We start from the raw sequence: 11,766 nt of genomic DNA, 5'->3' as shown, positions 1-11,766 counted from the left end.
CAGTCGACCTCAATGCAGGTTCGTCTTGCCCTTCTGCTCCTGTTCGCGCGTCTGGCGCAGGAATTCCTGCGGATCGACGGTGTTCATCACGTGCTCGCACGCCGCCTCGAAGTCGGCCTCGGGCTCTGACGCGGCGACCTCTGTGGCCATCGTCTCGAACTCCTGCAAGCCGATGCTGTCGCGCTTGAGCAGGACCGCACGGGTGTTCTCGTGCGTCTCGCGATCGACGATCAGAAAGCGCACGGTGTCTGACCGCTTCATTCGGTCGTAGGTCTCGCTCGGGAACGCGTGCAGATCGACGAACTGCTCCTGCGTGAAGCCGTGAGTGGTGTCGGGCCCCACCTGCCAGAGCCAGTATCCGACGCTGCCGTGCGGCGTCGGCACGATGCCGGACACGAGCCCCACGACGAAATCCGTCGCCTCGCCCGCGGCGGCGGCGAGATCGCGGTCGCACGCGCAAAGGATCACCGTCTCCAGTCCCGATTGCGTCACCATCTCGTGGAAGAACACCGCCTGCGGCAGCTCGACCAACTCTTCGCCGTCGTCTTCGGCCTCGGCGCTGTCGGGGTCGACCATGCGCGCGATCACGCTGTCCGGTGCGAACTTGCCCTTCTCGATGTCGTCCTCGATGAACGCCGCGGCGTGCTGGATCCCCTGCCGCACGAGGTCGAGATGCGCGTTCGGATCGGTGGTGGTGGTCGACGAGATGCCGAGGAACCGGGCATTGTAGACCGGCGTGTCGTCCGGCTGCGAGGCGCTTCGGAACACGCCGAGGGCGATCAGGTTGTGCCCCGCCTGCAGTGCCGTGTTCACCGTCTCGGTGTCGGCGACGAGGTGAACGAGGGAGTCGGCGACGAGTTCTTCGAAGCTCGATCCGTTCTCGGCCTTGCGCTCGCGCAGCTGGTCCCAGTTGTCCTGCCCGAAAAGCGTTCCGATCACCTGCACGTAGTCGTCGCCTTCGGGTGTGTCGAAGACCTTGGGCATGCCCTCGAACGCTTCGCGCCGGATGCTGAAGCTCGTGAAATCGGTTTCCCCGAACACGTGGATGATGAGGCGGTCGTCGAGATCGGACATGGCGCGGTCGCAGCCTTGGATGGGAATTCACTGAACACGGAACGTCCGGGAGGTCATCGTGATCCCTCGGGCGCGGATTTCCCGGACAATCCTGTGTTTGCGCCCGGTGAACACGCGGGCGCGGGCGCCGTCAACCGACGTGGCCGTGTCAGGAGGATCGCACCCGCCCGGATGCGGAAATCACAACCCTCAGAACCGAACCGCCTCCGAATGCGTATCCGTAGAGGTATCACCCGGAGGCATCATGCAGATTGCGGCGCTCTACGTCATCACGTCCCTCATATTCCTGGCGGCCGACGCCGTCATGCTGAGGGCGGTGATGAAACCCCTGTTCACCAAACATCTCGGCGATGCCGTCCTCGACTCGCCCCGGCTCGGCGCCGCGGTCGGGTTCTATCTCGTCTACATCGCGATACTGCTGTATTTCGTCTCGGTCCCGGCCCTGCGCGACGACGCGCCGATGCAGGCGCTTCTGAACGGGGCGCTGATCGGCGTGATCGGCTACGGGACCTATGAGATGACGTCCTACGCCGTCATGCGGGACTGGTCTCTCGAGCAGGTGGCGGCCGACCTGACATGGGGCACGGTCCTGACGGCCGTCTCGGCATGGCTCGGGGTGCTGATCACGCGCGCCATCTTCTAGAACAGCCCGCACCCCGGAGGACCCGCTTGCGCGGCTGGGGCAAGGCCTTACCGTCGCGCGTCATGGCGCGACCGCTCATCACAAACCGGCAGGCCCGGCGCCTGTTCCTGGACCGGCACCGGCTGTTGCGGCCGGGCGCGGGGCCGTGCCGGCTCGACGATCTTGAGGAGATCCTGCACGATCTGGGCTTCGTGCAGGTGGACAGCGTGAACACGCTCGCGCGCGCGCATGACCTCATCCTGTGGTCCCGCCGCGGCCAGTATCGCCCGCGGACCCTGCAGACGCTGGTGTCGCAGCGCCGGTCCGCGTTCGAGCACTGGACGCACGATGCCGCGGTCATCCCGATGCCGTTCTACCCGATGTGGCGACTGAAGTTCGAGCGCGACGAGGCCCGCATGCGCCGGCGCTGGCCGGCATGGCAGCGCGAGGGCTGGCACGACGAGCTCGACACCGTGCTGCGGCACATCGCGGATCACGGCCCGGCCTCGTCGCTCGATGTCGGGGGCGACGAGAAGAAGAACTCGTCGGGCTGGTGGGACTGGCACCCGTCGAAGACCGCGCTGGAGTTTCTCTGGCGCTCCGGGCGGCTTGCGGTCTGTCACCGGCAGGGCTTTCGCAAGCACTACGATCTGGCGGAGCGCGTGATCCCGCCCGAATACCTGAACCAGCGGCGGACGGATTCCGAAATCGTGGACTGGGCGATGAGTGCGGCACTCGACCGGCTCGGCTTCGGCACCAGCGGCGAGCTTGCCGCGTTCTTCGAGATCGTGACCCGCGACGAGGCCAAGGCGTGGTGTGCCGGGGCGCTGTCGGACGGCCGTATCGTCGAAGTGGATCTGGAGCTTGCGGACGGCAGCACGCGCCGCAGCGTCACGACCGAGGCGCTTCTCGACACGCTGCCCGACCTGCCCGAGCCGTCGGGGCGCGTGCGCCTGCTGTCACCGTTCGATCCGGTACTGCGCGACAGGGCGCGGGCCGAGCGGCTGTTCGGCTTTCACTACCGGATCGAGATCTTCGTGCCCGAAGAAAAACGGCGCTACGGCTACTACGTGTTCCCGATCCTGCAGGGCGACCGGGTGATCGGACGGCTCGACGCCAGGCGCGCCGGACGAGTCCTCGAGGTGCGGGCCTTCTGGCCCGAATCGGGCGTGCGGATCGGCAAGGCGCGGGCGCAGGGCCTCGCGACCGAAATCGAGCGGGTCGCGCGCCTTGCCGGATCGGAGACCACGGAGTTCGCGGCCGATTGGCTCCGGGCTCAGACGTAGAACATGTCACGGAAGACGTGATGCGCGATCTCTTCGCGCTTCAGGCCGCGCTTTTCGAGTTCCCGGTCGCTGAGCTTGGACAGCTCCTGCACACGATGGGCGCGGTGGTTGGATTCGCCCACCATCACGAGGAAACCGAACACGCGCTTGAACACGCCGCGGCGTTCGGTGCGGTGCTCGGGCATGGAATTGATGTAGGTTGCGGTCATGTCGGCACTCCTGTGTCGGATTGGCGCGGTTGGCGCGCCTGCTGTTGAGCCTGAAATGGTTGCTGCAGCGCGGCGTAACCACCCACGATCGGGCATCACCGCATCCCGCCGCATGCATGGCTTGGCGAAAACCGATGGCGTGGCAGTGCGTTGGCTTCGGTCTTCCCGCCCGCGATCCGGATCGTGCGGGCCCGTGGGCGGCCCCTCGTGCCAATTCCCGGCGTGCGGAAAATGCCCGCTGCGAGAGCGGCGCAGCGATCAAGGCATGCCGCGGATCGCGCACCGCTCCGGGTCGCCCGGGCTGAGCCGAGCGCCGTTCGTCGCGGCGCGGGGGGCCCCGCGTGGCGCATTCGTTTGCGGGTGTGGCGCAGGCGTCGCCGTGATGCGCACGACGCCTGCCGCGGGTCAGTAGCCTTCGGGCTGACCGACCACGAACATCGAGCCGTCCGCCTGGATGCGGGCGATCTTGCGCGCCAGTTCGACCTGCCGCCACGAGCGCACGAGGTAGATCGACGCGCCGACGATCACGAGGACCGACACCGCGGCGCTCGACAAGGTGGTGACCAGCGCGCCCGACAGGATGCCTTCGAGAAGCCAGGCGAAGATCGTGTAGGTCATGCCGGCAACGATCAGCGCGGCGCAGCCCACCTTGATCCAGTTGGTGAAGATAGCGGCCTCGACCGGTGCGGGCGCCCAGCGGTCGGCATCGGCCACGCGCCGCCACGACAGCGGGCCGGTCAGCCGGCTCTGCGTGCCGGCGCGCACCCGCATGATGCTCCAGCGTTCCTGGCCGTGCCGGATCCCGTTGAACGCGAGGATCTCGATCACGTCCTCTTCACGGAGGACGATCTCGTCCCCGGTGTGAAGGCGCTCGAAACCCCACTCGCGGCCGGTGTATCGCAGTTCTTCGAATTCGGTGATTCCCGTGACACCGCCGAGCGCGGCGACGTCCTGGGTCCTGTCGGGCACGCCGACGATTTCGACATCTTGCTCCATGTCACTGCTCGTTTCTCTCGGTTTCCGCGGTCTTCGGTGGGAAGACCCTGCCTCATGGATGTGTGCGCCGCCCTGTCGGCGGTCACGTCTGTTGGGCCGGCCGGAGCCGGTCGAAAACAAGGCTACCACGGTGCGCGCCCAACGTCCCGCGCAGCCTTCGCATGATCGGGTTACGATTTTGCGAATGGCGAAGTGCCGCCGATGACGCGCGCGGGATAGCGCCCGGGCGCGTCCCGGTGAGCGTGCACTTCGACGTCCCGCGTCGTGCCCTACGACGCGCTGCGCCGGACGGCGGCCGTCGCGGCCCCGGAACCGCGCCGCCCGGGGCGCAAAGGCGCCAGGCGCGGCAGGCGCTCGGCCGTACCGAACACCGGCTGCAGGCGCGCGAACGGCAATTCGGCCGCCACGACCGCCGCCAGCCCGTCGGACAACTCCTTGCGCGGCGACCAGCCAAGCACCGAGCGCGCGCGCGTGATGTCGAGAACGCTGTGCGGCACGTCCGTCACCCGCCCCGGCACGTTGCGTTTCGGCAAGGCGTGCCCGAGGACGCGCTCGATCATCGCGATCACTTCGGTCACGGAATGCGCGCGGCCCGACCCGATGTTCAGCGTGCTCTGCGGCGCGCCCCGGTCGAGCACCGCCTCGATCGCCGCGATCACGTCGCCGATCCAGACGTAGTCGCGCCGGGCCGAGCCATCGCCGAGGATGTCGATCGGCGCGCCGGTCCGGCACCGGCCGAGGATTGCGGGCACGAGCCCCTGCCCGCTCCGCACCATCTGGCCGGGGCCGTAGACGTTCGACAGGCGCAGGATGGTGTAATCGGTCCCATGCTCGTAGCCGAACATCTCGATGTATTTCTCGAGCGTCAGCTTCGACAGGCCGTAGGAATTGATCGGCCGGGGCAGCGCGCTCTCGGGCGTCGGCACCGGAACGTCGGGGCCATAAATCGCGCCGCCCGAGGACAGGAAGATCAGCCGCGGGACACTGCGGGCGGTCAGACGTTCGAGGAACCCGATCCCGGGCAGGATGCCGGCCTGCACGTCCTCGCGCACCGCCGCGTTGCCCTGGGCCGGGCGGGCATTCGCGACAAGGTTGATCGCCGTGTCGAGACCGTCGAACGTCGGCTCGAGCGCTTCGGCGTCCCCGAGATCGGCAACGACCATCTCGCAGCGGCCGTCGAACTCGCGGCGGAACCCGTCCGGAATGCTGCGCGACACAGCCCGCACGCGCAGGCCGCGCGACACGAGGCGGCGGACGAGGTGCCGCCCGATGAAGCCCGTCGCGCCGTAGATGCCGATGATGCCCATCACGCGCCCCCCGCCCCGGCCGCGCGCACCTGCGGCGCCGCCGGGGCCGGCAGGATGTGGCGCGGAGTCGTGCCGATCGGCGACAGGCCGAAGCGCCGCTCCAGCGCCCGGTTGCCGGACCGGTAGACCCCTAGGAGCCGTGCGCGGTCGTCGCGCCGCAGGAGCGCGTGCGACCCGCTGAGATCGTCGCCCGCCTCGAGTCGCGCGGCGAGCGCATCGACGAGCGCCTGCGCCGCCTCGGGCCCGCGGGCGCGCAGCGTGCGCCGGATATGGGCGAAATGCCGGTTGGCGACGTTGCGGTTGGTCGCGTGCCCGGGAAGCGTCACTCCCTGTTCGGGCACGCCGACGACGTCCAGGAAATCGCGGCAGGCATCGCCGCCGCGCAGCGCCTCCGGCGTATAGAGACGCAGCGTCAGGCGCGCGGGCCGCAGCCCTTCCTCGATCCGCTGGACGAGTCCCTGCGCATCGAGGATCCGGCCGTAGCCTTCCTCGGCCAGGAACCGGTGCAACCCAGCGGCGCGGCCGAGATCGGGATCGAGCAGACGCTCCGAGCGACGGCGCAGCAGGATCTTGTTGCGCTGGTTGTAGAGCGCCTCGGCAAACCGGTCCTGCGGCCGCAGGTAAAGCACGACGTGGACAGCGAAGCCCTCGAGGAACGCCCCGAGCGGTCCGAAATCGCGCTGGCGCGAGAACTCCTCCGCCGACAGGATCGGCACGCTCTCGGACCGCAAGAGCGTCTTTCGCAGGTCCTGAAGCGCCTCTGGGCACAGGCGCGCGAACTCGCTGGGATAGTCCGCAAAGCTGCCGGCGATGCAGTTGTGCCGGAACGGCCCGGCTCCCACGGCACCGCCCGCACCGTCCGGAAGCGCGGGATAGACATGTCCTGCACGCGCGAGCGCCGGGCCCGCGCCGTTCAGCATCAGCTGGATGCCGCTCGTGCCCGTCTTCTGAAGACCCGCATGCAGGACGAGCGGTTTCATTGCGCGGCCATGAGCGTCTGTGGGTGAATGCGCGGCGCCAGTTCGTTCGCCTCGAAGAAGGTGTCGAATTCGTCGAAATACGACTGGTGGTCGGTCTCCTGCATCGTCTCGATCGCGCGGCCGCGCAGCCGCTCGAGGTCGAGCGGGCGGGCGATGTCGATCTCGCTCTCGAGCACGAAAGGGATGCCCATCGCCTCGGCCAGCTCGACCGTGCGGGCGTCGTGCGCGATCAGCATCGACGGCGTGCCCGCCAGAAGCCCCGCGATCGTGGCGTGGATGCGCGTGCCGAGCAGGAAGGACTTGCTGCGCGCGAAGTCCATCCACGAGCCGAAATGGAAGAACGCGCGCCCGTGCGCGCGCAGGTAGAGGCCGATGGACCAGCGGTCGGCGTCGTAGACAGTCTCGACCGCGGCCATGGCCTTCTCGGGCACGCCCGAGGCGTCCGCCATGCCCGGCAGGAAGTACATGTCGGCAAGCTCCGACTGCAGCACGAGGTCGATCCCAGAGCGGAACGCGTGCCGGTAGAGGTGCCGCGACACCGGGCTCGACGCGTCGTTGAAATGGTGCCGCGTGCCGTGCAGCGCCACGTCCGACAGCTGCAGCCCGCCCGACAGCGTGGCGCGGCGCAGCTGCACGCCCGGCCGCCCGAGCGGCAGGAAGGACGGGCAGCCCGTCACCGCGGCGTTGCGGATGCCGTAGTGGTTCAGGACGGAGCGCGAGAATTCCCCGCGCACCGAGATCAGCGTCGCCCGCTCGGCCAGGAGCTCGATCAGCCGTTTCGTCCCGGGCTTCAGCACCGGCATGGTGAAGGTCAGGTCCGACTGCGCGCCGAGCCCGAGTGCGAAGACCGGCAGGTCCGTTGCCTCGAGCCGGTCGCACAGCTCGCCGAGATCTGCGCGACCGTTCAGCCAGTTCGCGGCAACGAGCACGATGCTGTCGGCGCCTGAGACGGCCGCCTCGCTCGGCAGGTCGGCATCGAACGACACGCGGCGGCACCCCTCGAACAGCGTCGCGACGGCGCTCGAGAAGATCAGGTTGCCGCAATTGTTGCCGGTAAAGGCGAGCGTCTGGCGCAACCCGGCATGGCGGGGCGGCGTGCCGTAACCGGCGCCGACGACGAGCGGAGTGAAATACGATTGGGTCATCAAATGGCCTTTCCGATCGAAGGGTATCCGGGAGACTCGGTGTCGGCCGGACGCCGCGCGGCGAGGATCGCGCGGTATTCGGCCGCGTAGCGGTCCACCATCTCGGTTTCGGTGAACCAGCGCCGGTAGCGCGCGCGGGCGGCGCGCCCGAGGTCGGCGCGCAGGTGCGCGTCGCCGGCGAGATCGGTGCAGGCGGCGACGAACCCGGTCGCGACATCGCCGTCGGCCGGGATCGGGACAACGCAGCCCGCGGCCCCCTGCCCCGTGCCGACCATCCAGGCGATGTCGCCGATGTCGGTGGCGACCACCGGCTTGCCGAGCGCCATCGCCTCGATCACCGCGAGCGGCAGCGACTCGCCCGAGAACGTGCTGGGCAGCAGCGCGATGTCGCAGGCCGCGAGATAGGGCATCGCGTCGCGCACGTGACCGCAGAGATGCACGTGCGGCCGCGCCTCCGCCGCCAGCCGATCGGCCTCGGGCCCGCTGCCGACGAGAAGGAGGTCCGCCGCCAGGCCCGCGGCGTTGAGCCGGGCCGTCATGTCCGCGGCGAGCGCCCAGCCCTTTTCGGGGATGGCGCGGCTTGCGAGGCAGAACACCACCGCATCGTCCCGCAGCCCGAGGTCGGCGCGGCTGCGCGGCGCGGCGACGTGGTCGGACACCCCGTTCACGATGCGCCCGACCGGGCCTTCCGGTGCCCCGTGCGCGTCGAAGATGCGACGGTTCGCGTCGGCGACGCAGACCCAGCGGTCCACCCGTCCCCGCATCCGCGCGAAGGCGGCGGCGAAGTCGGTGTCGATGGCCGGGTCGCGATCCAGCGTCGCGTGACAGCCATGCATCGTGACCAGCCAGCCGAGATCCGGCAGTGCCCCGATCTGGGCCTCCACGAACCGGTCGGCCCACCAGATCGACGAGTGCACCACCTCGATCCCGAAGCGGTGGCACAGCGACTCGAGCGGCGCACGCCCGACATCCTCCGGACCGAAGAGCGCCACGGTCGGGTCGATCCGCGCGACCACGTCCGCGTGGTCGGCCACGTGGCCGACGTTGTAGAGCACCGCGCGCCCGCCCCGCGACGCCCACGCGTTGGCAAGGCGGATCGTGAACAACTGTCCGCCCCCGGGCGACAGGTCGGGCGTGACGAAGAGCATCGCCGGCAGGCGCTCGGCCCGCGCGGCCGCCGGCACCGGGGGCGCCGGGAGCCGGGCGACCCCGAAACGGTCGGCATCGGCGCGGTGGAACGCCTCGGCCCGCGCGCGCACCGCCTCCGGCAAGGGCCAGGTCTCCTCGATGAAGGCGCGGGTGCGCGCCATCTCGGCGAAATAGCGGGGCGAGCCCTCCACCTCGGCCGTCACCGTCCCGCCGTGGCGCCGGTGGAAGTTGAGTGGCGCGTGCGCGTAGGCCAGCAGCCCGCCGCGCAGCGCCCGGAGATAGAACAGCCAGTCGCCGCAGATGCGCATCCCGGTGACGGCCTCGCGGAACGCGGGCTCGATCTCGAAGCGGCGTAGGATCACGGCGCTCGCGTTCGGGATGCAATTGGCGATCCCGAGCCCCGAGATCACCTCCTCGCGGTCCGTTGCGGTATAGGACGCGGCCCAGCGGTCGGGCGCGATCCGGTCGAGATAGAGCGCGGCATAGTCGCCGAGCGGCGCGCCGTCGGCATCGACGGGAACCGACCGCGCATGGGCGAGAAAGACGTTCCGGTCCTCCATCCGCGGCAGCAGCGTGCGCAGGAACTCGGGCGCGCAGGTGTCGTCCGCCTCCGCGATCCAGACGAGCGGGCTGCGCGCCATCTCCATCCCGCGGATCCATTGTGCGAAGGGCGATCCCGTGTTCTCGGCGTTGACCACGACGCGCGCGTCGGGCCGCCGCGCCGCGAGGTCGTGCAGCAGCGCCGCCGAGCCGTCGGTGGACGCATCGTCGAGCAGGAGCAGCTCGAAATCCTGCAGGCTCTGCGCCTCGATCGACGCGAGCCGCTCGGCGAGGAAGGCGCCGCAATTGTAGTTGGGCACCACGATGCTGACCCCGGGCGCCGCGCCCATCGTCGTCCGGATTCGCGAGAAGAGATGCGGACAGGCCGTCTCGGCGGTGTAGCGGCGGCGCACGATGTCGATGCCGGCCGCACCCTCGCGGTGGCGCCGGTCCGCGTCGCCGATGTAGTCGAGCGTCGCGTGCGCCATGGCGGCGACGTCCATGAACGGAACCGCGCTGCCGCAGCCTTGCGCGACCAGCTCGGGCGCGCCGCCCGCCTCATCGAAGCACAGGACCGGCGTGCCGGCCCCCGCAGCCATCAGGCAGACGAGCGGGAAGGCATCCTCGACCGAGGTCAGCAGGAACACGTCCGCCGCCGTGAGGTGGTCCTGCACGTCCGGGCAGTAGCCGGTAAACGTCACGTGGTCCGCGATCCCCCGGTCGCGGACGAGCGCCTCGCACGCTTCCTGGTCCGGGCCGCCGCCGACCCAGACGAACTGCACGGGCCCCGGCGCGCGCGACAGGACCTCGGCCGCGACCTCGACGAAGACCTCGGGCGACTTGCGCCAGTGGAGCATCCCGCAGCCCGCCACGATGTGCGCGTCCTGCGGCAGACCCAGCCTGTCGCGTGCGGCGCGGCGCGCGTCGGGCCCGCCCTCGGGCGCAGCCGTGACGAAGGCGTGCTGAACCGTGATGCGCTCGGACGGGACCGCGCAGTCGCCGCGAAGCGCCTCGGCCACCGCGTCGCTGCCCGCGATCACCGTGTCGACGCGCCCGCGCAGGAGCGCGACCGCCGCGGGATGCGACGCGAGCACGCGCGGCAGCTCGTGGATGTACGCGATCGTCGGCGTATCCCGGCCCCAGTGTGCCAGCACGCCGAGGCTGGCGATCGAGTTCATCACGAGGCCGCGCACCGCGCCGCCGCAGAACGCATCGAGGGCGGCTTCGGCGGTCTCCTCCGGGGCTCCGGACAAAACGAAGGTCGGCGCGATGGCCTCGAACTCGTGCAGAAGGCCGCCGCCCTCCATGCAGACGATGCGCACGTCGTAGAGCGTGCGGTCCGTGATCCAGCGCGCCATGCTCTGCACGAGCTTCTGCGCTCCGCCGACGCCCGCGTCATGGCTGACGAGGACGATCGTGCCCTTGGAGGCGGCCGGCGCGTCGCCGGGCTCGGGGGCCGCCACGGGGCCCGGCGCGGGCCGCGCGGCCGGGGCCGGATGGCGCCCTTCGGCGCGGCCCGCGGTCATGAAATGCACGAAGGGCGGGATCGCCGCCTCGGCCACGTCCGCGTTGCGCCGCAGGTAGTCCGGCCCGTCGAAGGCGCTGCCCGAGACCCGCCCTTCGGTCCAGCCGAAGAAGGCGTAGTGCAGGCACGGATCGATGCCGCCCGCCGCGACGTCGGGGTAGCGGAACAGGTAGCCGAGGAAATCGAAGTAGGGGTTCGGGTTCGCCCCCTCGAAGCGCCCCCGGGTGAGGAAATGGTCGAGGCAGGCGTCATCGTCGGCGTCCGGCAGCACGGTGTCGCGGTAGTGCTCGGCGTCGAAGAGGCCGTGCGCGGTGTAGAGATGCCGCAGCACACCCTCCATCGTGTCGGCGGCGTTCAGCTCTGCCGGTCCGCCGGGCAGAGCTGCCGTCCACGCGCGGACCGCCGGCAGGTTCTGAGCCTCGGCCGCGGCATAATCCGCCAGCCGGCGCGCGGCGGCGCGCTGAAACCGGTGCCGCGACAGGTGCTGGCCGACGAGCGCTGCGACGCCGGCCAGCCCCTCCCGCGCCAGAAGTCCGCGTGCCTTGCGTGAGTGATGACCGATCCGGCTGGGCACGCGGAGATAGAGGCGCAGCAGCGCGACCGAGAAGCTCGCCTCGCGCCGCTCGCGCAAGGCGCGCAAGGCCGCGCCGCCGACGGCTCCGAGGCGATCGCGGATCGCGGTGCGGTCGCCGTCCCGGTCGCGATCGGGGCGTGCGGCTCGGATCGGGCGCTGCTGCGCCGCCGAACGGCCGAGCGGCAGGGCCAGCGCCGGCCAGAGGGATGCCGGCCATGCACGGCCCGTCCCTCGGCACGGAATGTCCGGCCCCTGCGCCGTCATTGACGTCGCGGATCCGACCGCAGGCCGGGCGGCCCGGACGCCGAAGCGCCCCGGGCCGGTGCGGGCCCCCGGATCACAGGGGCGCCGCAAGGGGC

9 protein-coding genes are annotated in these 11,766 nt (G+C 70.4%); 2 read left to right on the top strand and 7 right to left on the bottom strand.

Annotation, left to right across the window (positions count from 1 at the left end; all coding sequences use genetic code 11):
* Nucleotides 1-9: 9 nt before the first annotated feature.
* Nucleotides 10-1,074 (bottom strand): hypothetical protein, encoded by a 1,065-nt coding sequence (locus tag ROJ8625_RS16370; RefSeq protein ID WP_085793002.1) that lies wholly within the window; start codon nucleotides 1,072-1,074, stop codon nucleotides 10-12.
* 244 nt (nucleotides 1,075-1,318) lie between these two features.
* On the opposite strand from ROJ8625_RS16370, the gene ROJ8625_RS16365 reads away from it, so the two are divergent.
* Together ROJ8625_RS16365 and ROJ8625_RS16360 are read left to right on the top strand one after the other, a co-directional pair.
* On the top strand, nucleotides 1,319-1,717 hold the full coding sequence (locus ROJ8625_RS16365; protein ID WP_085793001.1) for a DUF2177 family protein: 399 nt from the start codon (nucleotides 1,319-1,321) through the stop codon (nucleotides 1,715-1,717).
* A 62-nt stretch (nucleotides 1,718-1,779) separates the two neighbouring features.
* Nucleotides 1,780-2,982, top strand: a complete 1,203-nt coding sequence (locus ROJ8625_RS16360) for a winged helix-turn-helix domain-containing protein (RefSeq protein WP_085793000.1) — start codon at nucleotides 1,780-1,782, stop codon at nucleotides 2,980-2,982.
* On the opposite strand, the gene ROJ8625_RS16355 is transcribed toward ROJ8625_RS16360, so the two are convergent.
* The 6 genes from ROJ8625_RS16355 to ROJ8625_RS16330 all read right to left on the bottom strand — a co-directional run bounded on the left by ROJ8625_RS16355 (nucleotide 2,973) and on the right by ROJ8625_RS16330 (nucleotide 11,671).
* Nucleotides 2,973-3,191, bottom strand: a complete 219-nt coding sequence (locus ROJ8625_RS16355) for a DUF1127 domain-containing protein (RefSeq protein ID WP_085792999.1) — start codon at nucleotides 3,189-3,191, stop codon at nucleotides 2,973-2,975. The genes ROJ8625_RS16360 and ROJ8625_RS16355 overlap by 10 nt on opposite strands.
* A gap of 405 nt (nucleotides 3,192-3,596) precedes the next feature.
* Entirely contained in the window at nucleotides 3,597-4,187 is a 591-nt protein-coding gene (locus tag ROJ8625_RS16350) for a hypothetical protein (RefSeq protein ID WP_085792998.1), read from the bottom strand.
* 269 nt (nucleotides 4,188-4,456) lie between these two features.
* The gene (locus ROJ8625_RS16345; protein WP_085792997.1) at nucleotides 4,457-5,494 is read right to left on the bottom strand and encodes an NAD-dependent epimerase/dehydratase family protein; all 1,038 of its coding nucleotides are present in this window, start codon (nucleotides 5,492-5,494) and stop codon (nucleotides 4,457-4,459) included.
* A complete protein-coding gene (locus tag ROJ8625_RS16340; RefSeq protein ID WP_085792996.1) occupies nucleotides 5,494-6,474 on the bottom strand; it encodes a hypothetical protein in 981 nt (326 codons plus the stop codon). Before ROJ8625_RS16340 ends, ROJ8625_RS16345 begins: the two co-directional genes overlap by 1 nt.
* Nucleotides 6,471-7,619 carry a polysaccharide pyruvyl transferase family protein gene (locus ROJ8625_RS16335; protein WP_085792995.1) on the bottom strand — a complete coding sequence of 383 codons (1,149 nt, stop codon included), beginning with the start codon at nucleotides 7,617-7,619 and terminating at the stop codon, nucleotides 6,471-6,473. The genes ROJ8625_RS16340 and ROJ8625_RS16335 overlap by 4 nt, the downstream gene beginning before the upstream one ends.
* Nucleotides 7,619-11,671: a glycosyltransferase gene (locus ROJ8625_RS16330; RefSeq protein WP_085792994.1), complete on the bottom strand. Its 4,053-nt coding sequence runs from the start codon at nucleotides 11,669-11,671 to the stop codon at nucleotides 7,619-7,621. The genes ROJ8625_RS16335 and ROJ8625_RS16330 overlap by 1 nt, the downstream gene beginning before the upstream one ends.
* Between the last annotated feature and the right edge of the window lie 95 nt (nucleotides 11,672-11,766).

The organism is Roseivivax jejudonensis (assembly GCF_900172265.1).
Classification (GTDB): Bacteria; Pseudomonadota; Alphaproteobacteria; order Rhodobacterales; family Rhodobacteraceae; genus Roseivivax; species Roseivivax jejudonensis.
This window is presented reverse-complemented; position numbering and strand designations above follow the sequence as displayed.

What these genes read in the sequence shown, in the direction of transcription:
- ROJ8625_RS16365 (WP_085793001.1), top strand. Translation starts at nt 1,319, where the DNA reads ATGCAGATTGCGGCGCTCTACGTCATCACGTCCCTCATATTCCTGGCG.
- ROJ8625_RS16335 (WP_085792995.1), bottom strand. Translation starts at nt 7,619, where the DNA reads ATGACCCAATCGTATTTCACTCCGCTCGTCGTCGGCGCCGGTTACGGC.
- ROJ8625_RS16350 (WP_085792998.1), bottom strand. Translation starts at nt 4,187, where the DNA reads ATGGAGCAAGATGTCGAAATCGTCGGCGTGCCCGACAGGACCCAGGAC.
- ROJ8625_RS16340 (WP_085792996.1), bottom strand. Translation starts at nt 6,474, where the DNA reads ATGAAACCGCTCGTCCTGCATGCGGGTCTTCAGAAGACGGGCACGAGC.
- ROJ8625_RS16360 (WP_085793000.1), top strand. Translation starts at nt 1,780, where the DNA reads ATGGCGCGACCGCTCATCACAAACCGGCAGGCCCGGCGCCTGTTCCTG.
- ROJ8625_RS16355 (WP_085792999.1), bottom strand. Translation starts at nt 3,191, where the DNA reads ATGACCGCAACCTACATCAATTCCATGCCCGAGCACCGCACCGAACGC.
- ROJ8625_RS16330 (WP_085792994.1), bottom strand. Translation starts at nt 11,671, where the DNA reads ATGACGGCGCAGGGGCCGGACATTCCGTGCCGAGGGACGGGCCGTGCA.
- ROJ8625_RS16370 (WP_085793002.1), bottom strand. Translation starts at nt 1,074, where the DNA reads ATGTCCGATCTCGACGACCGCCTCATCATCCACGTGTTCGGGGAAACC.
- ROJ8625_RS16345 (WP_085792997.1), bottom strand. Translation starts at nt 5,494, where the DNA reads ATGGGCATCATCGGCATCTACGGCGCGACGGGCTTCATCGGGCGGCAC.